The organism is Ruegeria sp. AN11, from assembly GCF_056536005.1.
Genome location: NZ_JBQFJD010000002.1, coordinates 247,283 through 273,081, shown reverse-complemented (window position 1 = coordinate 273,081; position 25,799 = coordinate 247,283). Strand labels below are relative to the sequence as shown.

The 25,799-nt window shown below is 54.4% G+C and carries 25 protein-coding genes; 14 read left to right on the top strand and 11 right to left on the bottom strand.

Features of this window, described 5'->3' with window-relative positions:
* Positions 1 to 37: 37 nt before the first annotated feature.
* The 5 genes from yghX to ACR3EQ_RS21165 all read right to left on the bottom strand — a co-directional run bounded on the left by yghX (position 38) and on the right by ACR3EQ_RS21165 (position 4,930).
* Positions 38 to 925 (bottom strand): YghX family hydrolase, encoded by an 888-nt coding sequence (gene yghX / locus ACR3EQ_RS21185; RefSeq protein WP_480492002.1) that lies wholly within the window; start codon positions 923 to 925, stop codon positions 38 to 40.
* A gap of 90 nt (positions 926 to 1,015) precedes the next feature.
* A complete protein-coding gene (locus tag ACR3EQ_RS21180; RefSeq protein WP_170611118.1) occupies positions 1,016 to 2,539 on the bottom strand; it encodes a malonate--CoA ligase in 1,524 nt (507 codons plus the stop codon).
* Positions 2,536 to 3,834, bottom strand: coding sequence for a malonyl-CoA decarboxylase (locus tag ACR3EQ_RS21175; protein WP_170611115.1), 1,299 nt, complete (start codon positions 3,832 to 3,834; stop codon positions 2,536 to 2,538). Before ACR3EQ_RS21175 ends, ACR3EQ_RS21180 begins: the two co-directional genes overlap by 4 nt.
* Position 3,835: 1 nt before the next feature.
* Complete coding sequence (locus tag ACR3EQ_RS21170) at positions 3,836 to 4,501, bottom strand: GntR family transcriptional regulator (protein WP_170611112.1); 666 nt, start codon at positions 4,499 to 4,501, stop codon at positions 3,836 to 3,838.
* Between the two features lie 66 nt (positions 4,502 to 4,567).
* Positions 4,568 to 4,930, bottom strand: coding sequence for a YciI family protein (locus ACR3EQ_RS21165; RefSeq protein ID WP_170611109.1), 363 nt, complete (start codon positions 4,928 to 4,930; stop codon positions 4,568 to 4,570).
* A gap of 84 nt (positions 4,931 to 5,014) precedes the next feature.
* Between ACR3EQ_RS21165 and ACR3EQ_RS21160 the strand changes: the two genes are divergently transcribed.
* The 9 genes from ACR3EQ_RS21160 to ACR3EQ_RS21120 all read left to right on the top strand — a co-directional run bounded on the left by ACR3EQ_RS21160 (position 5,015) and on the right by ACR3EQ_RS21120 (position 12,871).
* Positions 5,015 to 5,899: a fumarylacetoacetate hydrolase family protein gene (locus ACR3EQ_RS21160; protein ID WP_480492000.1), complete on the top strand. Its 885-nt coding sequence runs from the start codon at positions 5,015 to 5,017 to the stop codon at positions 5,897 to 5,899.
* Complete coding sequence (locus ACR3EQ_RS21155) at positions 5,896 to 6,561, top strand: malonic semialdehyde reductase (protein WP_170611104.1); 666 nt, start codon at positions 5,896 to 5,898, stop codon at positions 6,559 to 6,561. Before ACR3EQ_RS21160 ends, ACR3EQ_RS21155 begins: the two co-directional genes overlap by 4 nt.
* A 147-nt stretch (positions 6,562 to 6,708) precedes the next feature.
* On the top strand, positions 6,709 to 7,782 hold the full coding sequence (locus tag ACR3EQ_RS21150; RefSeq protein ID WP_170611101.1) for a C4-dicarboxylate TRAP transporter substrate-binding protein: 1,074 nt from the start codon (positions 6,709 to 6,711) through the stop codon (positions 7,780 to 7,782).
* A 30-nt stretch (positions 7,783 to 7,812) separates the two neighbouring features.
* Complete coding sequence (locus ACR3EQ_RS21145) at positions 7,813 to 8,364, top strand: TRAP transporter small permease subunit (protein WP_170611098.1); 552 nt, start codon at positions 7,813 to 7,815, stop codon at positions 8,362 to 8,364.
* Entirely contained in the window at positions 8,361 to 9,665 is a 1,305-nt protein-coding gene (locus tag ACR3EQ_RS21140; protein WP_010437378.1) for a TRAP transporter large permease, read from the top strand. Before ACR3EQ_RS21145 ends, ACR3EQ_RS21140 begins: the two co-directional genes overlap by 4 nt.
* 10 nt (positions 9,666 to 9,675) lie before the next feature.
* Complete coding sequence (locus ACR3EQ_RS21135) at positions 9,676 to 10,542, top strand: dioxygenase family protein (RefSeq protein WP_170611094.1); 867 nt, start codon at positions 9,676 to 9,678, stop codon at positions 10,540 to 10,542.
* Between the two features lie 21 nt (positions 10,543 to 10,563).
* Positions 10,564 to 11,370 (top strand): amidohydrolase family protein, encoded by an 807-nt coding sequence (locus ACR3EQ_RS21130; protein WP_170611091.1) that lies wholly within the window; start codon positions 10,564 to 10,566, stop codon positions 11,368 to 11,370.
* Complete coding sequence (locus ACR3EQ_RS21125; RefSeq protein WP_170611089.1) at positions 11,367 to 11,744, top strand: hypothetical protein; 378 nt, start codon at positions 11,367 to 11,369, stop codon at positions 11,742 to 11,744. The genes ACR3EQ_RS21130 and ACR3EQ_RS21125 overlap by 4 nt, the downstream gene beginning before the upstream one ends.
* 41 nt (positions 11,745 to 11,785) lie before the next feature.
* Positions 11,786 to 12,871, top strand: coding sequence for a cytochrome c peroxidase (locus tag ACR3EQ_RS21120; protein ID WP_170816909.1), 1,086 nt, complete (start codon positions 11,786 to 11,788; stop codon positions 12,869 to 12,871).
* On the opposite strand, the gene ACR3EQ_RS21115 is transcribed toward ACR3EQ_RS21120, so the two are convergent.
* Positions 12,858 to 14,021, bottom strand: coding sequence for a pyridoxal-phosphate-dependent aminotransferase family protein (locus ACR3EQ_RS21115; RefSeq protein WP_170494810.1), 1,164 nt, complete (start codon positions 14,019 to 14,021; stop codon positions 12,858 to 12,860). The two genes, ACR3EQ_RS21120 and ACR3EQ_RS21115, sit on opposite strands and share 14 nt — an antisense overlap.
* A gap of 134 nt (positions 14,022 to 14,155) precedes the next feature.
* Here ACR3EQ_RS21115 and ACR3EQ_RS21110 point away from each other — a divergent pair, with 134 nt between their 5' ends.
* Both ACR3EQ_RS21110 and ACR3EQ_RS21105 read left to right on the top strand, forming a co-directional pair.
* The gene (locus ACR3EQ_RS21110; RefSeq protein ID WP_170815934.1) at positions 14,156 to 17,032 is read left to right on the top strand and encodes an FAD-binding and (Fe-S)-binding domain-containing protein; all 2,877 of its coding nucleotides are present in this window, start codon (positions 14,156 to 14,158) and stop codon (positions 17,030 to 17,032) included.
* 9 nt (positions 17,033 to 17,041) lie between these two features.
* A complete protein-coding gene (locus ACR3EQ_RS21105; RefSeq protein WP_170611075.1) occupies positions 17,042 to 17,716 on the top strand; it encodes a GntR family transcriptional regulator in 675 nt (224 codons plus the stop codon).
* Positions 17,717 to 17,758: 42 nt separating this feature from the next.
* Here ACR3EQ_RS21105 and ACR3EQ_RS21100 read toward each other — a convergent pair whose 3' ends face one another.
* Genes ACR3EQ_RS21100 through ACR3EQ_RS21080 form a run of 5 tightly spaced genes read right to left on the bottom strand, consistent with a single transcriptional unit; the run spans position 17,759 to position 22,501 of the window.
* The gene (locus ACR3EQ_RS21100) at positions 17,759 to 18,835 is read right to left on the bottom strand and encodes an Ldh family oxidoreductase (protein WP_170611072.1); all 1,077 of its coding nucleotides are present in this window, start codon (positions 18,833 to 18,835) and stop codon (positions 17,759 to 17,761) included.
* On the bottom strand, positions 18,825 to 19,697 hold the full coding sequence (locus ACR3EQ_RS21095; RefSeq protein ID WP_170611069.1) for an ABC transporter permease: 873 nt from the start codon (positions 19,695 to 19,697) through the stop codon (positions 18,825 to 18,827). The genes ACR3EQ_RS21100 and ACR3EQ_RS21095 overlap by 11 nt, the downstream gene beginning before the upstream one ends.
* Positions 19,694 to 20,503, bottom strand: coding sequence for an ABC transporter ATP-binding protein (locus ACR3EQ_RS21090; protein ID WP_170336353.1), 810 nt, complete (start codon positions 20,501 to 20,503; stop codon positions 19,694 to 19,696). The genes ACR3EQ_RS21095 and ACR3EQ_RS21090 overlap by 4 nt, the downstream gene beginning before the upstream one ends.
* Positions 20,500 to 21,528, bottom strand: a complete 1,029-nt coding sequence (locus ACR3EQ_RS21085) for an ABC transporter substrate-binding protein (protein ID WP_170383461.1) — start codon at positions 21,526 to 21,528, stop codon at positions 20,500 to 20,502. Before ACR3EQ_RS21085 ends, ACR3EQ_RS21090 begins: the two co-directional genes overlap by 4 nt.
* A gap of 58 nt (positions 21,529 to 21,586) precedes the next feature.
* Positions 21,587 to 22,501 carry a fumarylacetoacetate hydrolase family protein gene (locus ACR3EQ_RS21080; RefSeq protein WP_480491997.1) on the bottom strand — a complete coding sequence of 305 codons (915 nt, stop codon included), beginning with the start codon at positions 22,499 to 22,501 and terminating at the stop codon, positions 21,587 to 21,589.
* A gap of 141 nt (positions 22,502 to 22,642) precedes the next feature.
* Between ACR3EQ_RS21080 and ACR3EQ_RS21075 the strand changes: the two genes are divergently transcribed.
* From ACR3EQ_RS21075 to ACR3EQ_RS21065, 3 genes are all read left to right on the top strand, one after another.
* Positions 22,643 to 23,323, top strand: a complete 681-nt coding sequence (locus tag ACR3EQ_RS21075) for a FadR/GntR family transcriptional regulator (protein WP_170611065.1) — start codon at positions 22,643 to 22,645, stop codon at positions 23,321 to 23,323.
* Positions 23,324 to 23,517: 194 nt separating this feature from the next.
* On the top strand, positions 23,518 to 24,201 hold the full coding sequence (locus tag ACR3EQ_RS21070) for a fumarylacetoacetate hydrolase family protein (protein WP_170611062.1): 684 nt from the start codon (positions 23,518 to 23,520) through the stop codon (positions 24,199 to 24,201).
* A 60-nt stretch (positions 24,202 to 24,261) separates the two neighbouring features.
* Complete coding sequence (locus ACR3EQ_RS21065) at positions 24,262 to 25,797, top strand: acyl--CoA ligase (RefSeq protein WP_480491995.1); 1,536 nt, start codon at positions 24,262 to 24,264, stop codon at positions 25,795 to 25,797.
* Positions 25,798 to 25,799 lie beyond the last annotated feature (2 nt).

Sequence of the window (25,799 nt, the reverse complement as noted above, 5' to 3'; positions counted from 1 at the left end):
GATATCAACGCATGACTGGCTTGGTAGCTTGTACCAATTACTTCAGATAGGTGTTGAACCAATCAATTGTGCGGTCCCATGCTAGGTTTGCCATTTCCTCATCATAGCGTGGCGTACTGTCGTTATGAAAACCGTGGTTGGCGTTTTCGTATATATATGCCTCGTATACTTTGTCGTTGGCCTGCAGAGCAGCCTCAAAATCCGGCCAGCCTTCGTTGATGCGCTCATCAAGCTCTCCCATTTGAATCAGTAGCGGCGCCTGAATTTTGGCAACATCCTCAGCTGCTGGCTGGCGACCATAGAACGGCACGCCTGCGGCCAGTTCTGGGTAGGCCACGGCAATTGCACTGACTACACCGCCGCCATAGCAGAAACCCACTGCGCCGACCTTTCCGGTGCTGTCATCTCGGTTCAACAGGTATTCAAACCCATTGAAGAAATCGTTCATCAACTCGACACGGTCCACTGTCTTTTGCAACTCGCGCCCATCGGCGTCGTTGCCCGGGTAGCCGCCAACCGATGTCAGACCGTCGGGGGCCAACGCCATAAATCCGGCTTTTGCCAACCTGCGCGCCACATCCTCGATGTAAGGATTCAAACCGCGGTTTTCGTGGATCACCAACACCCCAGGTAGGGGCTCTTCAACGCCAGCGGGCCGGACAAGATACCCTCGGACATCACCGGTTCCATTCGGTGAAGGATAGGTGGTGTAGTCCGCGTGGATATCGGGATCGTTGAACGACACTTGCTGAGCCATCGCGTAGTTCGGGCTGAGCATGTTCAGCAGCGCGACCGCAGTCACGCCGCCGACCGCGAACTTGCCTGCGCGATCCAGGAATTGGCGCTTGGTAATCTTGCCGTGCGCGTAAAAGTCGTACAGGTCCAGAAGTTCCTGGTCGAAGTCTTTTGCCGTCATGCGGGTCATTATGGATCTCCTAATGAGTTTGGCAGTCTGAAGGGGAGGGTAGTATCCGATCTGAAAGTCTTGATTTGATTGAGCGTCTGGATGGGCTTACTAAGATTCTGCCGGCGACAGTTCCATGTCCGCGTACCGTTCGCGCAGCACGTTCTTTTGAACTTTTCCCATAGTGTTTCGCGGCAATTCCGAGACGAATTCGTAGCGGCGCGGATGTTTGAAGCGCGACAGCTTGTCCCTGATGGTCTCAGCAATCTGATCCGCTTCAAGTTTTACGCTTGGCTCAATAACCAGAGCGGCGATGATTGCTTCGCCAAAATCGTTGTCGGGGACGCCGAAAACCGCCGATTCCAGAACACCGTCGATGTCGTTCAGGATCTCTTCAATTTCTTTGGGATACACGTTGTAACCACCGGTAATGATCAGGTCTTTCGACCGCCCCACAATCGATAGATAGCTGTCCTCGCTGAATTGGCCCAAGTCCCCGGTGATGAAGAACCCGTTCTCTCGTAACTCTTCGGCGGTTTTCTCGGGCATCTGCCAATAGCCTTTGAACACGTTGGGGCCGCGGACTTCGATCATTCCAACTTCGCCCGGGGGAAGTGGTTCTCCGGTTTTCGTATGTGTGACGATCACCTCGATGCCGGGCAGTGCCATGCCAACAGTTCCCGCGCGACGTTCGCCACTATAGGGGTTAGAGGTGTTCATGTTTGTCTCGGTCATGCCATAGCGCTCAAGTATTCGGTGGCCGGTGCGCATTTCGAATGCCTGATGGGTTTCGGCAAGCAGGGGGGCAGAGCCCGAGACGAACAGGCGCATGTTCCCTGTGATCTCTTTTGTGAACCGGTCGTCTGCCAACAGTCTGGTATAGAAAGTGGGAACCCCCATCAAAAGGGTCGACTTGGGCAATTCATCCAGGATGGCGCCGAGGTCGAACTTTTGCATAAGGCGAACTCTGGCACCGGCGAGTAGTGACGTATTCATCGCCACGAAAAGCCCGTGCGTGTGAAAGATCGGCAGCGCGTGAACCAAGCGATCGTCGTTTGTGATACCCCACAGACCAACAAGAGCTTGGGCGTTGGACAATAGGTTTTGATGGCTCAGCATTGCGCCTTTGGAACGGCCTGTGGTGCCTGATGTGTAGAGCAACGCGGCAAGATCGTCCGGAGCGCGATCCACGGTTTCGAATACGCAGGGCTGCGCGTCGGCCTCGCTGCTCAGGCTAGGGTAAACGCCGCCGAGTGTCCGCAGCTTTGCCCCAGACCGAGCCGCCAATTTTCCGACTTCAATTTCGTCTCTGCTATCGCAAACGATCATCGAAGGTTGGGCATCAGAGATGAAATAGTCCAACTCTGCCAAAGTGTAGGCAGTGTTAAGCGGCAGATAGACTGCACCTGCCTGTACCGAAGCGGCGTAGAGGGCAATCGTATCGGCCAACTTGGGCGCTTGCACAACGATGCGATCGCCTGGTGAAACGCCGTTGTTTTGCAAAACATGCGCGACCTGCGCGGTGCGCTTCAAAAACGCGTCATAGGACACAATCTGGTCATCGTCGAGTTGCAGGAACGGAGCCTCGTTGCCCTCATGCCGGGCAAACAGGCTGTCGTATAGAGTGTTGGTCACGCTGTATTTTCCCTTGGCTTGGTCGCAAGCGCAGCGGTTGAGGCCGCGCGAACAGAACGCGAGGCTTCGATCGTCGCATGTGTCGCGAACTCTTCGTGATGACGTTCTGTTTTGTTTAAATCGTACAGGTAGTTCACCATCGCACCGCCGGATTGTGATCGTCCGTTCGGTGACAAATCGGCTTCGGCGTGCAACTCGTGCAACTCGGCACCGTTTCCGAGGTGAAAGCGGGCCACGGGATCCAACGGCATCCCATCCTCGCGCTTGGCGAACAACAGGTACCGGGCGGCCATTGCGCGCAAATCTTGCGGCGAGGTTGTTGCCGCAAGTACGGCCTCGGCGGCGTGGCCGTGCTCAGGATTGTCTGTTTCGCCCTCTAGCCAACGGTTCAGTCCCGGTATCGGCGACAAGGTCACAAATGTATCAAGCCCCTCAAGTTCTCGCGACAGCTCAGTTACAACCTGTTTGATCAACAGATTGCCAAAGCTGATACCGGTTAAACCTTTCTGGCAATTCGAGATAGAGTAGAACGCCGCGACTTTCGCTTGTTCAGTTTCGATCGGTTCCCGATCTTCGGACAAAAGCGCATCGATTGCGTCTGGAACTTCAGCCGTCAGAGCAACTTCGACAAAAATCAGCGGCTCATCTGGCATCGAAGGATGGAAGAATGCAAAGCAACGACGATCCGGCGGGTAGAGCCTGCGTCGCAGATCATCCAGATCGTTGATTTGATGGACCGCTTCGTAGGCAACGATCTTGTCCAAAACGCGGGCAGGGGTATCCCAACTGATTTGTTTGAGGACAAGAAAGCCCCGATTGAACCAACTTCTCAGCAAATGAACGAAATCAATATCTGTTCGTTTGAGCTCGGGGTTGGATTTAAGAAAGCGCAATAGGTCAACGCGCATTGCTACGAGTTCTTGTGTCGCGCCAGATGGTTGGTTCAATCGGCGCAACAACTCTTGCCGTTTGGGTTCCACGACTTCGCTAAGCTTTTGATATAAATTGACACTTCTGTCGTTGGCATAGAGGCTTGCCACTTCGGTAAGCTGATCCGCGTCCAGCTCAAGTTGGTCATTCAAATAGGCGAAAAACTCCAATTTCTCGGGGTCTTCCAGGGTCTGGTAGCGATCAAGAATTGTGGAGGCGAGGGTGAAGCCCGATACTTCGCCTTCGGCGGACAACAAGGCCTCACAAAGCTCTGCAATGGATCGATAGTCATCGTTGCCGCGCTTTTTGCCGGGACGATCGAACAGCTGATTCAGCAGATCGCCCAGAAACCAGTTCCGCTGCATTTCAGGACTCCATCTGACTGCTCAGGTACTCACCCGTTCGGCGGTAGTGGTTGAGCAAGTGCCGGGTCGCGCTGTCTGCATCGTGGTTGAGTGCGGCATCCAGGATTTGCTGGTGTTCGGCAGCGATATCGCGCTTTTTGTAACTGGGCCCTCCCGCCGCCAGATAACGATAGCGAATGTTGAGGTCATAAAGCTGCGAGCAATACCGTAGCAGCAACGGCAGTTTTGCATTTTCCAACAAGGCCATATGAAACACTTTGTGGGCGTCTTCGAAGTCTGGTGCACTTTTTTGACTGGCCTTTTTCATATGGTGATGCCGCAAAACAAGCCTGTCCTCCCAAGCTCCATCTGCATTAGCGATGGAAGCGCGCAGCGCTGTTTCCTCGAGGTTGCATCGGAGCGACAGTATTTCCTCGAAGTTGGATTTGCTGACTGGCGCCGCCCGAAATCCGCGCTGATCAATCCGTTCGACCAGCATGTCAGACGTCAGGAGGCTAAGCGCCTCCCGAACCGGGCTTGCGCCCGTATCCAGAAGGCCACGGAGTTGTTCGATCTTGAGCTTCTGTCCGGGCGGCAACTCGCCTGTGAGGATCATATCGCGCAGCCGTCGATACGCACCATGAGTGGCTGATTTCTCTTTGCCCTCGGTATCAAGCATGACGTCCATATCCGACTTTTCCTCTTTGAATGCGCAATCTTTGAAGTGCTTTTAACTGAGGGCGCTTGTTCCGGTCTATAGACCGACTGTCAGGTTCAGTGAGCCTTCGTTGATCATCCAGCGCCGAAGAACAAAACTGCGCGCACCGCTTTTATGCATCGGGTCGTCCTCGGCTAGATTTCGAGCGGCCTCAAGGCTGTCGGCGCGGTAGATGATCAGGCCCATTCCCTGCATATGCTCACCGGTTTCATCCGACATTGGTCCGGCAAAAGCCAGCTGACCCGAACGTTCAAGCTGCGCCTGATATGCCAGGTGATCAGGAAGTGACGCCTTCACGTCTTCGGGCGCTTTGGCAGGCGTGCTGTGTGCAACGTAAAGCTCCAAAGCAAGTGCGCCGCGGCTCTGTGCTTCTGATTTGTAGTCTGCCCAGGCAACCATCTGCGCCCTCCAATAAAATCGATATTAATTGACATATGGCAAAATAATCGGCAAAAATCAAGCAAACTGATATGGATGACGAAAATGAAATACCTAGTGGGAGAGACTTTGGAAGGTACCGCGGTGTTTGCCGTGAACGGCGAAAAAGCAGTAAATTTAACGGCTTTGGACTCTGGTGTCGGCACAGATCTGATGGGGTTGATTGCCGATCCTGGTTTGAGCGACTCACTGGCCGATAAAATCTCAGCAGCGGTGCCTGTGCCAGTCTCGACTATCACGCCGGCATTGCCGGTGGCCGCCCCCGGCACCATTGTTTGCATGGGATTGAACTATACCGACCATATCAAAGAAGGTGGATACGACATTCCCGAGTACCCCACGCTATTCATGCGCGGAAAGAACTCAATCATGGCGGCTGGCAAACCCATGGTGCGACCGGCGGCTTCCGAGCATTTCGATTATGAAGCGGAATTGATGCTGATCGTTGGGAAACGCGGTCGCCATATCTCGGAAGAAAAGGCGCTGGATCATGTGTTTGGTTATACCGTTTTCAACGATGGTTCGGTGCGGGACTATCAGCGCAAAACGGTTCAGTGGACACCGGGTAAGAACTTTGACGAAACGGGCGCAATTGGCCCCTTCACCGTGACTCAGGATGAGTTGCCTGAAGGCGCTTCGGGCCTCAAGATCGAAAGCCGCGTTGGCGATGAGGTTCTTCAAAGTTCGAATACCGCCAACATGATCTGGGGTGTCCGCCAGGTGATCGCGACAATTTCGGAATTCATGACCCTGGAACCGGGAGATCTGGTTGCATTGGGAACACCGCCGGGCGTGGGCCACGCCAAAAAACCCGAACCTCGCTGGCTGAAGCCGGGCGAAACCGTTGAAGTCGAGATCGAAGGTATCGGCGTCTGTTCCAGCCCGATCGTGGACGAAAAAGACAACAGGTCAAAGGTGGCAGCAGAATGAGCGCACCGACCGGGGCAGAGCTGGAGGCACTTCGCGCCAAGGCGCAGCAAGATCATCGCGAACTGCGCGCGCGAATTCCTCGTCTGTCGGATGACGCAATCGCCTTGATTCTGCGCGAGTCCCGGTCGCACTATGCGTGGACAAACAAGCCGGTTTCCGACGCGTTGCTTGAAGAGATTTACGACATCACGATCAGCGGCGCGACCAGTATGAATACACTGCCTGCGCGGTTCATTTTCGTGAAAAGTGCCGAGGGCAAAAAGCGGCTTGCCAAGTCTTTGAAGCCAAAGAACGTGCCAAAGATGATGGGCGCGCCAGTCACGGCCATAATTGCCCACGACATGGAGTTCTGGAAGGAACTGCCCTTCCTTTTCCCACACGAAGATCGCCGGCCGTTGTTCGAAAATAATCCCGATTACGTGGCCGATACGGCGTTTCGCAATGGTACGCTTCAGGGCGCCTACTTCATGATCGCGGCACGGGCCGTTGGGTTGGACGTTGGTGCCATGTCAGGCTTTTCGAACAAGATTGTCGACGAGGAGTTCTTTGCAGGAACCACCCTCAAATCGAACTTTCTGTGCAATCTAGGTTACGCCGATGAAACGGGTTTGTTTCACAAACTGCCGCGATTTCCGTTCGACAGGGTTTGTTCTTATGCATGAGGAAATGACGCAAGTGGGCGGCCAATCGGCCACGTACTTTGCCGTCGCAATGCTGCGCAAATCCGTTGGTGTGGAAAGGACTGACTGCCGGGGTTCAAGGCGAACAAATAAAGGGCAACAAGATCAAACTTTCTGGGAGGAGAGATAATGAAAAACTGGACCAAGTGCAGTCTACTGGGTGTTGCCGTGGCAAGCACTATGGCACTGTCAGTCGCAGCGGAAGAGACCATTTCAGCTGTCGTAATTGATGGTTACCCAGACCGGGCCTTGTGGGTGAAAGAATTCACAAACTTCTTTATTCCTGAAGTGGATAAGCGGTTGGCAGAGTCCGGCAATTACAAGATGAACTGGCAGGAGAACTATGGCGGTTCTATTGTAAAACCCAAAGGTGTTCTGGAAGGTGTACAGTTGGGTTTGGGCGACATTGGCATCGTCACAACCATCTTCCATTCGTCCAAGCTGCCCAGCCAGGGGATCTCGGGCTCGACACCATTCGTCGCGTCGGATGCTCGTGCAGTGGCCAAGGCAGTTGACGAAATCGCGCGAGAATACCCGGCTATGCAGAATGAGTTTGCTGCGCAAAATCAGGTTTATCTGGCGACGGGTGTTGTGCTCGACACATATCAGATGTTCTGCTCAGAGCCGGTCGAGAAAGTTGCAGATCTTGAAGGACGCAAGATCGCGGGTGCCGGCCTGAACTTGCGCTATCTCGAGGGTATCAAGGACGCGGCGGGCGTACGCGGAGGCCTCACTGATTTCTACAACATGGTTCAAACCGGCCTTGTCGATTGCGTAATGATTTGGCCGGAAGCTTCCAAGACGTTCAAAATCGTCGAAGTGGCCCCTTACATGTTGAAGGCAGACCTTGGTGCGGTGAATACAAAAACAGTCACCGTCAATGCCGACTACTGGGCGAGTCTGCCCGATGAGGTCAAAGAAGTACTACAGGCCGTGGCTATCGACTACCGTGACCACGTGGCAGGTATTGCAATGGATCGAGCCGCTGCGTCGCGAGATGCATTTGTAGAAGCTGGCGGATCGATCATTGAAATCTCGGACGAAGACCGCGCTGCGTGGGCAAATGCGATGCCCAATGTTGCGCAGGAATGGGCTGCAACGCTGAATGAGAACGGCGAGCAGGGCACAGATATGCTGGCCGCTTATCTCGGCAAGCTTCAGGATGCTGGTTTCACTGGTGTGCGGGACTGGACGGCCGAATAATCGTTCGGCGACCCGAGAAAGGGGCCAGACATGCTGAAGACCGCAGTTGCCGTCCTGTCGCGGGTCGCCAATTCGCTTGCTATCGCCGCCAACGCATTGGGTACGCTTGTCGTCCTAGCGTTGGTGGTCATTCTGAATGTTGACGTCATTGCGCGGGGCCTGTTTTCGGCCCCAATGCGCGGAACCTACGAGATGGTGCAATTCTCGGTCGTGATGATCGTGTTCCTGCAGCTGGCCGACGTTGTCAGAGTGGATCGATTGACGCGCTCAGATGGGTTTCTGAACCTGCTACACCATCGTCGCCCCGGTCTGACAGCCAACCTGAGGCGCATCATCAACGCCATTTCGGCAATCTTCATGGCCTTGATCGCCTATGTAACCTTCCCAGAATTTCTTCACATGTGGGAAACACAGGACTACTTCGGAGTGCCCGGTCTTTTCACATTGCCTTGGTGGCCGGTCAAACTGGTCATCGCGTGCGGTACTGCGCTTGCCTGCGTGATCTTCCTGCTCAAGGTCGTCACGGCGCAGGACCGCCCGCAACTTATTCGCACCCCAGAGCATGACGAGGCCGCAGAATGACGCCGATTGAGATTGGCCTGATCTCGGTCGTTGCCATAGTCTTTCTGATTTACGCGGGCGTCTACATTCCGATTGCTTTGGGCGTGGTCTCCTTCGTGTCGATCTGGCTGATGCGGGACAACTTCACGCTTGCGCTCAACCTGCTGAAGGTTGCGGTGGGCGACAGCGCGATGGAATACAGTTTCGCGACAATCCCGCTGTTTACCTTTATGGGCCTCATCGTTTCAAAAGCGGGACTAGGGAGGGATATTTACGAGGTCATGACCATGCGATTTCGCAAGGTCAAAGGCGGTATCGGAATGGCGACCGTCGGAGCAAATGCTGTGTTTGCGGCCGTTACCGGGTCGTCCATTGCGTCCGCATCAGTGTTCACCAAGGTCTCGGTCCCGCAGATGATGGCGCAGGCATATAATCCACGTTTTGCGGTTGGGGTTGTGGCCGGGTCGTCGGTTTTGGGGATGATTATTCCACCCTCGGCGATGCTGATCATCTATTCCTTTGTCGCCGAACAGTCCGTAGGGGACATGTTTCTGGCGGGAGTAATACCCGGTATCATGCTGGCAATAGCTTATGTGGGCGCGATCTGGTTGATGGGCCGTTTTACACCTGCATTTGTGGGCGGCCGGGTCGTCGAAGACACCGAATGGATGTCCGGGCGCGAGATCGCATCCAAGACCCTGCCCACATTGTTCATTATCACGGTAGTGCTCGGTGGCATTTACACAGGATGGCTAACCGCTGTCGAGGCGGGTGCCGCCGGGGCTCTGGTTGCGCTCGTGATCGCAGTCGTACGCAAGTCCATGACACCAAGAGCGTTCTGGGACGCGTTGCTGGAAACCGGTCACATTACAGCGGCGATCTTGTTCCTGATTACGGCGGCTTCGATCTATAGTCGCATGCTGGGGCTGGCCGGGCTGCCCAATCAGTTGCAGGATTTGCTCGCGGGAAATTCCGCGTCCTTTTGGTCGATCATGCTGCTCTACGTTCTCTTGATGCTTTTTCTGGGAACTTTGCTCGATACAGCGTCCATCATTCTGATCGTCGTCCCGCTGTTCCTGCCTATGGCCGAAGCCCTGGACATGTCGTTGATCTGGTTTGGCATTATCACTGTGGTCGGCGCCGAAATCGGGCTTTTGACCCCGCCTTTGGGCATATCTTGCTTCGTCATCAAATCGACGATCAACGATGACCGAATATCGCTCAAGGATGTGTTCATGGGCGCACTTCCCTTTGCGTTCGTGATGCTGATCGTTCTGTTTATTCTGATCGAGTTCCCGATCCTCAGCCTTGCCCTGATTTAAGGAGGCACAGATGCGCTCTGTCACCAAAGATAATATCACCGACGTGTTCATGGGATACCTGTCCAAGGACACCGATCCGCGGATGCGCGAAATCATGGGGTCACTTGTCAAACACCTTCATGACTTCGCGCGCGAAACCAACCTGACGCATGACGAATGGCGAGCTGGGATTGCGTTTCTCGAGGGCTGTGCCGCTGTGGAAACCGAGGACCGGCACGAGTTTGTGCTGGCGTCGGACGTCCTGGGCCTGTCTTCTTTGGTGGACATGCTGCATTCAAGTCCAGACGCAACAAGTTCGTCGGTGTTGGGCCCGTTTCATGTATCCGGCGCACCTCCGCTGCCCATGGGTGGGGATATGAAACGACACTACGGCGGGCCGGTTCTGCTTGCTGAAGGCATCATTCGAGACACAGCGGGCAATCCAATTGCAGGAGCAGAACTCGACATCTGGCAAACGGCACCCAACGGCCTCTACGCCAGTCAGGATGAAGAACAGGACACCTACTCTTTCCACGGGTTGATGACAGTTGGTGACGATGGCAGATACGCGTTCACCACAGTAAAGCCAGTTGAATACACTGTGCCGTCTGACGGGCCAGTTGGCGATATTCTGCGTGCTTGCGGTCGCCATCCGTGGAGGCCCTCACACCTGCACTTTATCGTCAAAGCCCCCGGCTATCGCTCACTCGTGACCGAGATTTTTCCGGACGACGATCCCTATCTGGATCAGGATACGGTCTTTGGTGTTCGAGACGATCTGGTGATGACGTATGTTGAACGACCAGCTTCGGAATTTCCCGATGACATGGCACTTTCTGGTAGGATCACTGAACCTTACCTGCACGTGAATTTCGACGTCACGCTTGCTCGGGACTGAACGCTATGGAGGATGCTTGAAGTGCTAAAATACATATTTATTGTATGTGCAGCGCTAGTCAGTGGAGTGGCCATCGCCGATGAGCGACCGATTTTCGATGCACATATTCACTATAGCCATGATGCCGTGAAACTGGTTCCGCCCGAACAAGTGGCCAAAATCCTGCGGGATGCAGGCGTGCGGAAAGCCCTGGTTTCCAGCTCGGATGACAATGGTACTCAGCTGTTGTTGGCCGCAGCACCAGATATCGTTGTTCCGGCACTGCGCCCTTACCGGCGTCGCGGTGAAATCAACACCTGGATGTACGATGAAACCGTAATCGACTATTTGGAAGCAAATCTGGCCAAGAACGACTACGAAGCCATCGGCGAGTTTCACGCTTACGGAGACGACATTAAGACGCCGGTTATCCAGCGCATGATTGCACTGGCGAAAGAGCGGAACCTCATTCTACACCACCACGGCGATCGAGAGGCAGTTGACCTGATCTTCGAAACCTGGCCTGAAGCTCGGGTACTGTGGGCACATTCTGGCTTTGACGATCCAGGAAAGGTTGTCGACGCTTTGAATGCGTATCCCCGGCTTTGGGCCGATCTGGCGTTCCGTTCCGACATGGTCTCGCGGGGCCGTGTCGATCCGGATTGGCAAGCTGCGTTCGAAGCGCATCCTGATCGGTTTATGGTCGGTACCGATACATTTGCGCCGGAGCGCTGGTATTACGTCGGCCCGCATGCAGATTTTTCACGCGAATGGCTGGATTTGCTTCCAGACCAGATAGCGGACAACATTGCCTATGCCAACGCAGAACGATTGCTGGCAACAAAATGATCCGCTGGCTCGTCTGGTTTCTGGTATCTTCCGGCGCTGCCGTCGCTTGTGAGGCGACCGGGCAACGGATGGGTTCGGAAATTCAGAACGCGCCTGCTGTGCATGTGACTGTCAACGAAATTCCGTTGGCTCAACCGTTTTCAATACTCCTCACTGTGTGCAGCGAAATTGCCGTGAGTGATATGCGCGTCGATGCAATCATGCCTGCTCACCAACACGGGATGAACTACCTTCCAGTCGTCACTGCAAAAGGCGACGGTGTGTTCCGTATTGATGATATGCTGTTTCACATGCCGGGAATGTGGGAGCTTCAAGTGGACGTCGAATACAACGGGCAATCGGTATCCTACACCTTTGACATTGCGCTGAAATGAAGTTGTGGGTGACAGCTGCGCTAGTCTTACTGACGAGTTCGGTGCGTGCAGAAGTCCTATTGTCAGAAGACGAAATCCAACAAACGCTGTCCTTTGGGCCGTGGCCACCATCATTCCAACCTGATCCAAGCAACAAGGTTTCAAACGATCCCCGAGCGATTGCGCTGGGCGCAGCGCTTTTCGACCATCCGGTGTTGTCGATTGATGGTGCATTTGCCTGTGCAAGTTGTCACGACCCCGAGCAGGCACTCACCAACTCCGAGGCACGAACATTCGGTCGCGTGATTTTGGATCGGAATACGCCATCTCTGCGAAATCTGGCAGGTCTGCGATGGTACGGGTGGGGCGGAAAGAGCGATAATCTGTGGGCTGCCAGCTTGCATCCGATCATTGAAGAACAAGAGATGGCGCACAGCAAAGAAAGCCTAATGAGAGCCATTTCCGAGAGTACGTACATTGAAGATTTTGAGGTCATTTTTGGCGATGTTCAAAGCCAAGACACAGAGCAGGTCTTGGTAAACATTGCCAAAGCCCTATCGGCTTATCTGGAAACGCTGGTAACCGAGCGGACACAATTTGACGATTTTCGCGACGCGTTGGAGCGCAGCGATCTGGCAGAGGCTGCGAACTACCCCGAAGCTGCCCAGCGAGGGCTTCAGCTCTTCTTGGGGCGCGGGAATTGCGCGTTCTGCCATAATGGCCCGAGATTTTCCAACAACGAATTCCACGACGCGGGCGTGCCATATTTTCTGAGTGAAACCGAAGTTGACGATGGCCGGTTCGGAGGGCTGAACTTCTTGCTCTCCAGCCCTTACACATTGGACGGAGACTGGACTGACGATCCGGAAAAGCAAGGCGCGTGGGCGGTCCGAAATGTACGAAGGAGCCATTCCGATTTTGGAACCTTTCGTACGCCCAGCCTTCGAGGTGTGGCCGAAACCGCCCCCTACATGCATGACGGCAGCCTGGATGATCTGGACGCCGTGGTCCGACACTATAACGAAATTGATATAGAAAGGCTTCACGCCGATGGCGAAGCCATACTCTCTGAACTGAATTTATCCGAGCAGGAGATTGCAGACCTGGTTGAGTTTTTGGAGACTCTGTCCGGCGTTACGCGGCCTTGAGATACTCCAATGCAGCCTGAGTACCGCCTGTAGTGTGCGGCACGCCGCTTTTGGCGAGTCCCATTTCTACGCCTGAGAGTGTGCCCATCAACATCAGGTCGTTGAAATCGCCCAAGTGACCTATTCGGAATACCTTGTCGGCTACTTTGGATAGACCATTTCCGAGTGAGATATCATAGTGCTCCAGCGCCGTCGCACGAAAGGCATCAGCAGAATGTCCCTCAGGCACTTTGACAGCGGTCAGTACGCCTGACTCCTGACCTTGGCGGGCACACAATACCTCAAGCCCCCATGCTTGCACGGCAGCTCGAGTCGCGGCTCCGTGGCGGGCATGACGAGCGAATACGTTCTCCAGCCCCTCCTCGTGCAACATATCGATGGCCTCATTCAATCCATAGATAAGATTGGTGCCAGGGGTATAAGGGAAGAACCCTTTCTGGTTCGGCTCGACCATATCCTGCCAATTCCAATAGCTGCGTGGCATGGTCACGGATTTTGAATGTTCCAGAGCACGATCGCTCACAGCGTTGAAGCTGAGACCCGGCGGTAGCATCATCCCTTTTTGCGAACCGGAGACACAGACATCTACGCCCCATTCGTCGAACCTAAGATCGATCGATGCAAGGCCAGAGATTGAATCAACCAAAAGAAGGGCAGGGTGTTTCGCCGTGTCTATTGCCCTGCGCACTTCCTCAATAGGCGAGACTGACCCGGTAGAGGTTTCATTGTGGACGACGCATACCGCCTTGATCTCGTGCTGACTGTCCGCGCGCAAGCGGTCTTCTATCTGATTGGGGTCCGCACCGCCACGCCAATCCCCTTCAATCAACTCTGGCTGTAACCCAATTTTTTCAGCCAAGTTGCACCACATGAATGCGAAATGTCCTGTTTCGTACATGAGAACATTTCCGCCCGGCGACACTGTGTTCACAAGCGCAGCTTCCCACGCGCCTGTACCGGATGAAGGGTAGATAAAGACGTTTTGTTCTGTCTTGAAAATTGTTTTCATCCCAGCGAGGGCTTTGTGGCCTACTTCTGCAAAATCTGGCCCCCGGTGATCGATGGTCTGCATGCTTATGGCCTTCAGGATGCGTTCCGGCACGGCACTTGGCCCTGGGATTTGCAAAAAATGTCTGCCCGCCTGGCGCATCTGAACTGATCCTTCCGCTGGCGCCGAAACAGTGGCGCAATTACCTATTGGCAAAAGTTAATTATGAATTCATTATTCAGTCAACGGTGAAGTGAAGCTTCTAATTGGCTAATTGGGAAGGGAAGGCGAACCCGATGCTTGAGAATGGATCGTTGCATCGCCGACTGATGTCTGACGTCCAAGGCGAGGTGATGGCTGACCCGGCATCACGTGCACGATACTCGACTGACGCTTCGATCTATCAGATGATGCCGGACGCCGTGGTCATTCCCCGAAACAAAGAGGACGTGCAGGCCGTGATGTCTGTAGCGCGCGACGAAGGATGCTCCGTTCTTCCGCGCGGCGGCGGCACATCGCAATGTGGGCAAACGGTCAATCAAAGCGTTGTCTTAGACAACACCAAGCACTTGAATCGTGTTCTTGACGTGGACGTTGAGAACCGTGTCGCGCGTGTTCAGCCCGGCGTTGTTCTGGATCAGTTGAACCAGTCACTAAAGCAATATGGCTTATGGTTTCCCGTAGACCCCTCGACCGCGTCGCGTTGCACGCTTGGAGGAATGGCCGCCAACAACTCTTCTGGTGGAAAATCCCTGCGCTACGGGATCATGCGCGATAACGTCCGTGCAATAAGTGCAATCCTCAGCGATGGTATGGAAGCACGGTTCAGCGCCGATACGACGGCATCTGGCGATTATGCCGATCTTGTTGGGGACATGCGTGCTCTGGGGCGTCGCGAGGCTGCGGAAATTGACGCCCGGTTTCCCAATCTCCAGCGTCGTGTGGGCGGGTATAACATCGATGCGCTTGTCGGCAACGACGTCAACATGTCTCATTTGCTAGTGGGGTCAGAAGGCACTCTGGCCTATTTCGCTGAATTGGAACTGAACCTTGCTCACTTGCCGGGCGAGAAAGTTGTCGGCGTGTGTCATTTCCCGACGTTCCGTGCTGCGATGGAGGCAACACAGCACCTCGTGACGCTCAAGCCGCAGGCGGTAGAATTGATCGACGACACCATGATTGCGTTGGGGAGAGATATCCCATTGTTCCGCAGTACGATTGAGGCGTTTGTAGAAGGCAGCCCTGAAGCGTTGTTGTTAGTGGAATTTGCTGAGGGTAGCGCTGACGCCAATGCTGCAAAGCTGGTCGAGCTATCGCAACTGATGGGAGATCTCGGGTTTGATTTCAGTGGGACTGAAAACCGTTGGGGAGGGGTTGTATCAGTTACTGATACCAAACTGCAAAACTCGATCGCCGAATACCGAAAATCCGGGTTGAACGTTATGATGTCGATGAAAGAGGCCGGCAAGCCGATCTCTTTTGTGGAAGATTGCGCCGTCCCGTTGCCTGATCTCGCCGATTATACCGCTGGCCTGACCGAAATTTTTACCCGGCACGGCACAAAAGGGACATGGTACGCGCATGCCTCAGTCGGGTGTCTCCATGTTCGTCCTGTCCTGAACATGCGGCAGGACAAAGACGTCCGGACAATGAGGGCGATTGCCGAAGAGACCTTTGATCTAGTCAAGAGATACAAAGGGTCTCATTCAGGCGAACACGGTGATGGGATCGTGCGATCAGAGTTTCATGAAAAGATGTTCGGCCCTCGCATCTTTTCCGCGTTTGAACAGGTTAAGGCCCGGTTTGACCCTGCCGGGCTAATGAACCCCGGCAAAATCGTGCACGCGCCTGCCATGGATGATCGCCGCCTATTCCGCTACAGCCCGGACTACTCAGTTCCTGAATTCGAAACGGCGCTGGACTGGTCCGCTTGGCCGGGTGCCGGAGGAGGATTTCAGGGTGCCGTCGAGATGTGCAACAACAACGGTGCGTGTCGCAAGCTCAAGGGCGGAGTAATGTGTCCTTCCTTCCGTGCGACGAGAAACGAGCGTGATGCCACACGTGGGCGGGCAAACACGTTGCGTTTTGCCATCAGCGGGCAGTTGCCGGGTGGTTTAACTTCAGACGCAATGCAGGACACGATGGAATACTGCGTGTCTTGCAAGGCTTGTGCGCATGAATGCCCGACTGGCGTCGATATGGCCCGCATGAAGATCGAAGTACTTTCAGCAAAGCGCAAAAAAGACGGGCTGACATTGGCTGATAAATTAATAGCTTATCTGCCGAGATATGCGCCAAAAGCTGCAAAATTCGCGTGGTTATTGAATGCTCGGAACAAAATTGGGCCCTTGCGTACGCTGTTGGAGAAACCAACTGGAATTTCGGCGCGACGTGACCTGCCAGTGTGGTCCTCCGACCCGTTCCGGGATGTCGAGGCCCAAGACACAGATCCGCAGGTGCTTCTGTTTGCCGATGTGTTCAACCGATATTTCGAGCCAGACAATCTGCGCGCCGCTGTCCGGGTTCTGCGTGCGCTAGGGCTTCGGGTTGCCATAGCAAGAGATGACCAAACAGGAAGGCCGCTGGATTGCGGGCGCACTCTTTTGGCCGAGGGTTGCGTGGAAGAGGCGCGTCACGAGGCACAGCGTGTGATTGACGCGACGCGAGAAGCAGCTGCACAGGGCATACCGGTAGTCGGTCTCGAACCTTCTTCTATCCTCACATTCCGGGACGAATTTTTGGCTCTTTGTCCGGGGCGGGATGCGGAGTTGCTATCCAAAGCCTCTCATACCTTTGAGGAGTTTCTGGCCAAACAGCCGGATCTGCCTCTCAAATCGGTAGATCGCCCCATTTATGTGCATGGTCATTGCCACCAGAAAGCACACGATGTCGTTACACCGATGCTCAACTTACTTAAGCGTATTCCCGCATCACAGGTTCACATGATCGAAAGCAGTTGTTGTGGTATGGCCGGGGCGTTTGGATACGCGCCCGGCACTATTGATGTCTCGATCAAGATGGCGGAACTCGACCTGTTTCCAGCATTGGAGGCGGCGCCTGCGGATGCAATTGTTGTGGCGGATGGAACATCATGCCGCCACCAAATCGCCGAAGGTACGCAGCGCCAAGCGATGCACGTCGCGCGCCTGCTGGATATGGTCCTTGAATATTAGGATGTGGATATGAACCTGACGGATAGCATTAATCGCCCGACCCTACATGAAGAGTTGGTCGAACGCTTGCGCAATCTTGTCGTCGAAGACGTTTTGAAGCCGGGTGAGAAAGTGCCCGAGAAACAGCTTTGCGACTCATTGGGTGTTTCCCGGACACCATTGCGAGAGGCCCTAAAGGTTCTTGCATCCGAAGGCTTTGTGGTGCTTCAAGCCAACCGGGGTGCCCGTGTCGCGAGTGTTACGAGGGAAGAATTGGAAAACACGTTTCCAGTGCTCGCAGCGCTTGAGCAACTGGCGGGGGAACTAGCGTGTCAGCAAATGGACGTTGCGGAAATTCAACGGATTGAAAGTAGCCACAAGGATATGCTGAGCGCGTACGAAGCGCGTGATCGACAGGCGTACTTTAAAGCCAATCAAGACATCCATCAGGCACTTATAAAGGGCGCGCGAAACGACATACTGGAAAACCACCACAAGCTTTTGGCCGCGCGGGCCCGCCGTGCACGTTTTTTGGCCAACTTGTCGGACGAGCGTTGGGCACAGGCAATTGACGAACATGAAACCATGACGGAGTTGCTCAAGGCCCGAGATGCAGATGGGCTTGGTAAGGCAATGAAAATTCACATGATGAACAAACTTTCGGCGCTTGTAAAAGCGCTGAAGCCAGAAGTGACGCCTCGCTAAACCCTGGTCAAAAGTGCAGTCCGGCTTCCCTCAGATATGCCGCTAGTCAGTGTTAACATCAGGAAACGGGGGAGTCAGTCCACAGTACAGGGCGAGATTGTTGAGGTCTCGGCAAAGAGCGGGGTTGAGGCTTACACCGTCTTTGCGACGGGCCTCAGCTGCAGCCGTTTTTCCGTCTCCGGGCAGGCGTACCGGGTCATGACCGGGCAGGGGGGCGGATGCGCGCATTTCAGAGAAGACGCGGGCTGCATTCGAAGCAAAGTCTTTTTCCATTCCAAAGGCCGCCGGATCAAGCGCCATTACGAATTGCCCTGTGTTTGTGGGTGAGGTTGTGTCTGATGTGAAGTTGACTACGTCAGAGCCGAAGGCAGCGCCGTTCAAGACTCCGGCCATCAACCCTATGGCCACGGAAAGGCCGAAACCCTTCGGACCTCCGATCGGCAAAAGAAACCCTTCTGATTTGCGGGCAGGGTCCGTTAACGGATTGCCATCACGCCCAACCATCCAACCTTCGGGCATAGGTTCGCCTTGCTGCAACAGGGTCTTGATCTTACCCATCGCGGCAACTGTCGTCGCCATATCAAACACAAACGGGTCGGGGCCATCGGCAGGTGCAGAGAAAGCGATAGGATTGGTGCCAAGAAGCAAGTCGCTTCCGCCATAGGGCGGAACGTGGTTAGCACTGCCCACCGCTGCGGCCATGCCAAGCATTCCAGCTTCGGCTTGTGGGCGCACATAAAGTGCCAAAGGTCCAGCATGATTGCCGCGCCGAACACCGACCCATCCGATACCTGCCTCTTTCGCCTTTTCTATCGCAAGATCTCGCGCTGCCGACATAGCCAAATGCCCAAGGCCGTCATCGCCGTCAATCAACGCGGTTGCGACGGTTTCATGTTCAATAGTGACGTTGGGCGTGGCATTGCAACCGCCACCTGCTAATCGGGCAAGGTACTGGCGCAGGCGAAAAACTCCGTGAGTGCCGTAGCCGAATATGTCGGCCTCAACCATCAGCGAGGCCACCTTGACCGCATCGGCTTCTGGCACACCTTTCGTTACGAGCGCGCTTGCCACAAATTCACGCAAGGCTTGGCAATTTATCTTCACAGGCTCAGAAGTCATCTCTGCCAACCTGCTCTTTGTGCCAGAACACCAGTTTTCGCTGTGTCCAAACCACCGTCGCAAATACAGCGAGACCAACGAGACTTAGGTACAGGATCAAGGAGAACACGCGCGGAGTATTGAGCTGCGATGCCGCAACACGGATCAACTCACCAAATCCCTTACCGCCCCCCAGGAACTCTCCTGTGATCGCGCCTGCCATAACACCAACTGCTCCGATTTTGAGGCCGGTGAATATCTGCGGCAGACCGGTTGGCAGCTTCATCTTGATCAATGTCTGCATCCGGCTGGCGCCCATCGTCTTGAACAACATGCGCGCGTTTTCGTCGGCGGCGTGAAGTCCGGCCGCAGTCCCAACCACGATTGGAAACGTCGCGATAAAGGCCGCAAGTGCCACCTTGGATTCAATGCCGAAACCCAACCAAGCCACAAAAAGAGGAGCGAACGCGACTTTCGGCATCGTATCGATAGAAACCAAATAGGGCATTACTGCCTTCTCGCCAAAGGCTGTTTCGCCAACCAAAACACCCAGCGAAAATCCGATCGCGATTGCCAGCGTAAAACCATAGATGACCTCTTTGATGGTAATCCACAGTGCCCCAAGCATGTAGCCGCCGGTCAAAAGGTTTTGCCCCACGAAGATCATATCTTTGAGGGTCTCCATCGGCGTCGGTAGAATGATCGGAGAGACCAGCCTAAGGCTGGTTACAATTTGCCAAGTTCCGACAAAAACCACGAAGACAAAGGTCATCGCCAGCCAGCGAGGAACCGAGTCGATAAAGTGAACCTTCTGCTCCCATACAGTGTCTTCTGAGTGGGCAGCGTCTTTTACGGAAGGTGAGTAATTCTGAACTTCGCTCACATTTCTTCTCCCTTATCAAGGAGGCTGCGAATGTAGTCTACGATAGCGCCGAATTTGGGTGTCGTCATCATGTCGAGTGTTCGTGGGCGTGGCAGGTCGACCTCGACGATTTCAGCAATCCTGCCTGGGCGCGGTTTCAAGACGACGATTTCGTCAGACAAAATAACAGCTTCCTGAATTGAGTGCGTCACAAGAAAAGCAGTCGCATCCTGTTCCCTGCAAATCCGCTGCAATTCCATGTTCATCATGTCGCGTGACAACTCGTCGAGCGCGCTGAACGGTTCGTCCATCAATAGTACGGCTGGTTCCGTGATCAGCATTCGGCAGATCGAAGCGCGTTGTGCCATACCGCCTGACAATTCGTTCGGATATACGTTTTCGAACCCTTGCAAACCTACGATGTCCAAAAGTTCATGCGCCTTGGCCATAGCTTGCTTGGCCGCCGCTTTTCCATCGCGGATCTCAATTGGCAAGACGATGTTTTCCACCGCTGTTTTCCAGGGGAAAAGCGTCGCTTGCTGAAACATCATACCGATGTCCCGGCGGGTCCCAGTGACTGGTTGCCCCTGAAGGATTACACGCCCTTTGGTGGGCGGGATCAGACCCGCCATGATCTTTAGTAGAGTTGACTTGCCGCACCCGCTGGACCCGATGACAGATGTGAAGCTTCCTTTCCGAAGCGTCAGATTGATGTCCTCGAGAGCGACAACAAGATTGCGTGCATAGGTCTTGCTTACATGGGTCAACTCATAGACCGGCGTGCCCAAAGGCGCGCCGGAAAACTCATGTGTGACTACAGCGTTCATTTGCTGACAGCCGCGTTGCCGATGGCAGCAAACTCGTTGGTCCAAGCAGCGCTCAGGTCATCCAACGGCCCTGGGATTTCGCCCCCTGCAACAAGTGCGTCTTGCCATTCCTGCCAAACTTCGGCGGGGTACCATCCCAGGCCATTGCTCGGATCCGCCGCGATAGTTTTCGAGCGTACGGCATCGAAAAGTGCTGACTGGAACTCCTTGTCCTCGCCTTCCTGCGGGTTGCCATCCGCCAAATGCTTCAAAACAGCTTCACGGTTGGCATCATCCAGTGCAAATGCATGACCACGTGCGAACGCGCGGCTCCAAGCTTCGACCAATTCACGGTCGTTGGCGATTGTGTCAGCCATTGTGGCGATGCCGTTACCGAAGAAACGCCCGAACTCCGCAGGCGTGATGTCACGCACCGCCATTCCGCGCTGGTTCAGAATTGCCGTGTCAGCCGTCGAAGCAGAGTAAGCGTCGATTTCGCCGTTTAGGAAAGCCGCGGTCGCCGGGCCACCGTCGCCGACGGTAAGGAAGGTAAAGTCTTCACCCTCTTTCATGCCTGCTCCGGTCATCACGTTACGTGCAAAGCCGACTTCTGCGCCATCGGCCGTGCCTGTTCCGATAACTTTACCTCGAAGCTCTTCAACACTTTGGATGTCAGAGTCTTCTGGCACGGCTATGCCAAAGTTGCTGCGTGCCGCAACGTTGTAGATGTGTACGGCATCTACATCCCGCGACCGTGCGGCAATTAAGGGGCCAGGACCGGGGCGACCGAAGTGAGCCTGCCCGGCGGACAATGCTTGAAGCACGGCTCCTGAGCCGTTGATCGCCTCGACGGTCACATCCAACCCTTCATCAGCGAAATAACCTTCGCCGATGGCGACAAAAACCGGAAATGAATTGATTGCCGAAGGGCTTGGCTGCACGAAGGTAATTTTACGCAAGTCCTGCGCAAAGCCCTGTGTTCCTAGTGCTCCTGCTACCGGAACCGCCGAAAGCAAGGACGCTGTGAAAGTCCTTCTGTTCATCATTTTAGTCTTCCTCCCTTGCATGGTTGGCAACCCGCAGATTCAGCTATGCAGGAGCCACTTAAACGACGCGCACGGTATTCCTGAGCGTGCCGATTTCTGAAATTTCACAAACCACAGTGTCCCCGTCTTTCAGGAACTGTGGTGGGTCCATGGCGTATCCGACACCAGACGGTGTGCCGGTCGCGATTACGTCGCCAGGTTCCAGGGTCATACCTTCTGAAAGGGATGCGATCAGCGTTGGAATGTCGAAAATCATGTCCGACGTCGATCCGTTTTGGCGCTGTTCGCCGTTGACTGTTAATCCGATTGATAGAGCGTGCGGATCGCTGATTGTATCAGCGGTCACTATGAAGGGGCCCAATGGGCAAGACCCATCTAAACCTTTGCCTTTGAAATACTGCCCACCATGTCGGCGTTGAATGTCGCGTGCGGTGATGTCATTGAGAATCGTATAGCCGTATACATGCTCGTATGCGTCAGCCTTGGCTATGTTTCGCCCCGGTTTTCCAATCACAACTGCCAGTTCAACTTCATAGTCAATGGCTTGTGAGACTGAGGGGAATATCAGAATGTCTGCCTCTGGCGCCACAATCGATGTCGGCGGTTTTGTGAAGAAGACCGGATGCTCTGTTACGCCAATTTTTTGGTTTTGGGCACGTTCGCCCTCGGCGATGTGTTCAGCATAATTGCGCCCGACACAGAAAACGTTCTTACGCGGGGAAGGAATTGGTGCCAGAAACGGCACGTCATCCGGGACCAGTGCGTCGTTTAGATTACCCGTTTCGGCCGATGAAACGAGGGTTTTCAAAACGCCAAGTGTTTCTTTTCCGCCTGCGATCAGATGCTGCATTGAACCTGCGTCCAGCGCTTCGCCAAGCACTTGCGCTGCGCGCAAAACGTCCAACTTGCCGCCATCGTTTAGTATTGCCACGCAAACGGCGTGGCCCTCTACGGAAACAGTTGCTAACCGCACTCGGCACTCCTCCCTCGTGCTTGTGTCAAGACGTGGTCACGGATCCTGTCCGGCGACTCGTTTCTTGCTTTCCTCTTGCCCTTGAGTTTTTTCCGACTTGGCGTTTCAATCAATCAACCAATCGCCAAATTGGGTGGAGATATGAGTGCACCAACCGAACTCGCGCACCGCGTACGCGACCTGATTAACAATGCCGGATATAGGCATAACGACAGGCTCCCACCTGAACGTGAGCTGTGTTCAAAACTTGGGACCACTCGCAATCAGTTGCGAAGAGCGTTGGCAGAGCTTGAGGCCCAGGGGCTAATCTGGCGTCATGTGGGGCGGGGAACATTTGTTGGATCCAGGCCGGTTCTCAACCTCACCGATGTAACTTATTTGGGCAACCAAATTAAACCTGAACAGGTTGTATCCGTTAGATTTACGATCGAGCCGCAGCTTAGCCGCCTCGCAGCGCTCCATTCCACACGTTCCGATCGTGAGCAAATGAGGCTATGCGCGGACAAATGTCGTACCGCAGAGGATTGGCGCACGTACGAAGCTTGGGACAATAATTTGCATTACGCTATAGCCCGCTCCACTCGTAACCAGCTCTTTTTATACTTCTTTGAGACTTTGAATTCGGTTCGAAGATCGATTGTTTGGGGGCAGCCACGCGAAACTTTAAAGCCCGCAGAAGACTATTCCAGCTTTAGCGAACATGATGTGATCGTGTCTGCCATAGCAAAAGGCGACTGTGAGCTTGCGGCCAGTGCCATGGTGGATCACCTGAAATCGGTTTATTCGCGGGTGCTGCCTACGAGCATCCAGTCCGACAGCTGAAGTAGCGCTGGCGCCCAACCAATTCGGGAAATGGTCGGGGCAGATTGTAGCCGTTGGTCTTGCAAAACAGCCTGAATTTTGGCGATGACTTGGTAAGCCGCCGCGTCCGTTTGAATGTGGCGTGGCATCGATTGGAAGGTATCTGACCGTTCGGAAATCCGATCTTTGGCAGTCAAGCGTTCAGGAGGAAAGCGATGTCCGATCATGTAATTCCCGCGCCGCAGGTGCATGTCATACCCGTATCGGGGGGCGGCACGTTCCCGCTCCGGCGTGTCTACTGCATTGGGCGAAACTACGCGGCGCATGCAATTGAAATGGGCCATGACCCGAACCGGGAACCTCCATTTTTCTTTCAAAAGAACCCAAACAATTTGGACCCTTCAGGGGAATTCCCGTACCCTCCGCACAGTTCCGACGTGCACCACGAAGCAGAAATGCTTGTTGCGCTCAAGTCCGGCGGCACGAATATCTCGGTGGACGATGCATTGGATCATGTCTTTGGGTACGGCCTTTCGCTTGATATGACCCGTCGCGACCTGCAAGGGCAGATGAAAAAGATGGGTCGCCCGTGGGAAATTGGGAAAGCGTTTGAGCGCTCGGCGCCATGCGGACCAATTCACAAGGCATCAGAGGTCGGGCATCTCGACGGAGGTCCGATTACTCTGACGGTGAATGGTGAAGTTCGGCAAGAAGGCGACTTGAACCAGATGATTTGGAAAGTCCCCGAGATGATCTCGTATCTGAGCGACTACTTCGAGCTTGCGGCCGGGGACGTTATCCTTTCAGGGACACCTTCTGGTGTTGGTCCTGTCAACCGAGGGGATGTTATGGTCTTGGCCGTCGACAAGTTGGGCAGCCTGAACGTACGCGTGACTTAGAACCTGCTGCGACGACCTAACACTGCGAAAGAAACCGATGCTTGTGTAAACGGATAACAGATGCCCGATTTAGTCGCTGAATTGATTGCACACCATGCAGACACGGCAAATGCCATTGGCGCCCCTGGCCAGCCTTGGTTGAGCTACCTTGGTTTGCGCGAGCATTGCGCGAAGGTCAAAGAGGATCTGCATCAGATCGGAATAGGGCGCGGCGACAGGGTGGCAATTGTGTTGCCTAACGGACCAGAGATGGCGACGGCATTCATATCCGTCGCCCAAGTGGCGACGACGGCGCCTTTAAACCCTTCTTATACCATCGAAGAATATGTATTCTATCTCAAAGACTTGAAAGCCAAGGCTCTTGTAGTAAGCGAAAACGAAAGTGGCCCAGCCGTGCAAGCGGCGACTGAACTGGGTGTGGCCGTCTTGCGGATTTCTAGCGATAGTTCTCGTCCAGCTGGACAGTTTTCCGTTTTGGCCTGTGACCCAATTGGAGTGGCTGATACATCAGCGCCGGGTGAAGATGACGTCGCCCTGATACTCCATACATCAGGAACAACGTCGCGCCCCAAGATCGTTCCTTTGACGCAGGCCAATATCTACTCGTCGGCACGGAACGTGGCTTCGTCTTTGAAGCTGACAATCGATGATCGTTGTCTAAGCATCATGCCGCTGTTCCATATCCATGGGTTGATCGCAGCAGTCGCGGCTTCTTTAGGCGCCGGATCGCAAATTAGCTGCGCCCCTGGGTTCAACGCTCTTAGCTTTTTTTCACAGGTCGCTGAGGTTGATCCGACATGGTACTCGGCGGTTCCGACAATGCACCAAGCTATTCTCGCCCGAGCCGCCCGAAACCAATCAGTCATTGAGCAATCGCGCTTGCGTTTCTTGCGGTCGTCTTCCGCGTCGTTGCCCGCGCCGGTCATGGAAGAGTTGGTGGCGACATTCAATGCGCCTGTCATCGAGGCCTACGGTATGACTGAGGCCACGCATCAAATGTGTTGCAACCCGCTTCCTCCACAAAAGCAAAAGCCCGGATACGTCGGAGTAGCAGCGGGCCCTGAAGTCAGAATTGCAAACGAAACGGAAAATGTATTGATCGCTTCGCGGGATGTCGGAGAAATCGTTATCAGCGGTCCGAACGTGACCCCTGGGTATGAGAGCAACCCGCAGGCAAATGCAGATAATTTCTTTGAAGCGGATGGAAAACTCTGGTTTCGCACCGGTGATCAAGGGTCGTTCGACGAAGAGGATTATCTGCGACTGACTGGACGCCTTAAGGAGCTTATCAATCGCGGTGGAGAAAAAATCAGTCCACTTGAAGTTGACGCCGTGCTTCTAAGCCATCCGGACGTTGCTCAGGCGGTTTGTTTTGCCGTTCCCCACGAGAAACTGGGCGAAGATATAGCGGCGGCGGTGGTGCTCTCAGAAGGAGCGACGATTGCAGGTCAGGACGTCCGGGATTTTGTTGGCGCACGGCTCGCAAAATTCAAGGTGCCGACTTCAGTGGTTATTCTCGAAGAGATACCAAAAGGTGCGACTGGTAAGATACAAAGGATTGGGCTGGCCGCTAAATTGGGACTGGCAAGGGCTTAGAC

What these genes read in the sequence shown, in the direction of transcription:
- ACR3EQ_RS21165 (WP_170611109.1), bottom strand. Translation starts at nt 4,930, where the DNA reads ATGGTTGCCTGGGCAGACTACAAATCAGAAGCACAGAGCCGCGGCGCA.
- ACR3EQ_RS21105 (WP_170611075.1), top strand. Translation starts at nt 17,042, where the DNA reads ATGAACCTGACGGATAGCATTAATCGCCCGACCCTACATGAAGAGTTG.
- ACR3EQ_RS21145 (WP_170611098.1), top strand. Translation starts at nt 7,813, where the DNA reads ATGCTGAAGACCGCAGTTGCCGTCCTGTCGCGGGTCGCCAATTCGCTT.
- ACR3EQ_RS21125 (WP_170611089.1), top strand. Translation starts at nt 11,367, where the DNA reads ATGATCCGCTGGCTCGTCTGGTTTCTGGTATCTTCCGGCGCTGCCGTC.
- ACR3EQ_RS21175 (WP_170611115.1), bottom strand. Translation starts at nt 3,834, where the DNA reads ATGCAGCGGAACTGGTTTCTGGGCGATCTGCTGAATCAGCTGTTCGAT.
- ACR3EQ_RS21075 (WP_170611065.1), top strand. Translation starts at nt 22,643, where the DNA reads ATGAGTGCACCAACCGAACTCGCGCACCGCGTACGCGACCTGATTAAC.
- ACR3EQ_RS21100 (WP_170611072.1), bottom strand. Translation starts at nt 18,835, where the DNA reads ATGACTTCTGAGCCTGTGAAGATAAATTGCCAAGCCTTGCGTGAATTT.
- ACR3EQ_RS21110 (WP_170815934.1), top strand. Translation starts at nt 14,156, where the DNA reads ATGCTTGAGAATGGATCGTTGCATCGCCGACTGATGTCTGACGTCCAA.
- ACR3EQ_RS21135 (WP_170611094.1), top strand. Translation starts at nt 9,676, where the DNA reads ATGCGCTCTGTCACCAAAGATAATATCACCGACGTGTTCATGGGATAC.
- ACR3EQ_RS21065 (WP_480491995.1), top strand. Translation starts at nt 24,262, where the DNA reads ATGCCCGATTTAGTCGCTGAATTGATTGCACACCATGCAGACACGGCA.
- ACR3EQ_RS21140 (WP_010437378.1), top strand. Translation starts at nt 8,361, where the DNA reads ATGACGCCGATTGAGATTGGCCTGATCTCGGTCGTTGCCATAGTCTTT.
- ACR3EQ_RS21085 (WP_170383461.1), bottom strand. Translation starts at nt 21,528, where the DNA reads ATGATGAACAGAAGGACTTTCACAGCGTCCTTGCTTTCGGCGGTTCCG.
- ACR3EQ_RS21170 (WP_170611112.1), bottom strand. Translation starts at nt 4,501, where the DNA reads ATGGACGTCATGCTTGATACCGAGGGCAAAGAGAAATCAGCCACTCAT.
- ACR3EQ_RS21150 (WP_170611101.1), top strand. Translation starts at nt 6,709, where the DNA reads ATGAAAAACTGGACCAAGTGCAGTCTACTGGGTGTTGCCGTGGCAAGC.
- ACR3EQ_RS21155 (WP_170611104.1), top strand. Translation starts at nt 5,896, where the DNA reads ATGAGCGCACCGACCGGGGCAGAGCTGGAGGCACTTCGCGCCAAGGCG.
- yghX (WP_480492002.1), bottom strand. Translation starts at nt 925, where the DNA reads ATGACCCGCATGACGGCAAAAGACTTCGACCAGGAACTTCTGGACCTG.
- ACR3EQ_RS21090 (WP_170336353.1), bottom strand. Translation starts at nt 20,503, where the DNA reads ATGAACGCTGTAGTCACACATGAGTTTTCCGGCGCGCCTTTGGGCACG.
- ACR3EQ_RS21115 (WP_170494810.1), bottom strand. Translation starts at nt 14,021, where the DNA reads ATGCGCCAGGCGGGCAGACATTTTTTGCAAATCCCAGGGCCAAGTGCC.
- ACR3EQ_RS21160 (WP_480492000.1), top strand. Translation starts at nt 5,015, where the DNA reads ATGAAATACCTAGTGGGAGAGACTTTGGAAGGTACCGCGGTGTTTGCC.
- ACR3EQ_RS21070 (WP_170611062.1), top strand. Translation starts at nt 23,518, where the DNA reads ATGTCCGATCATGTAATTCCCGCGCCGCAGGTGCATGTCATACCCGTA.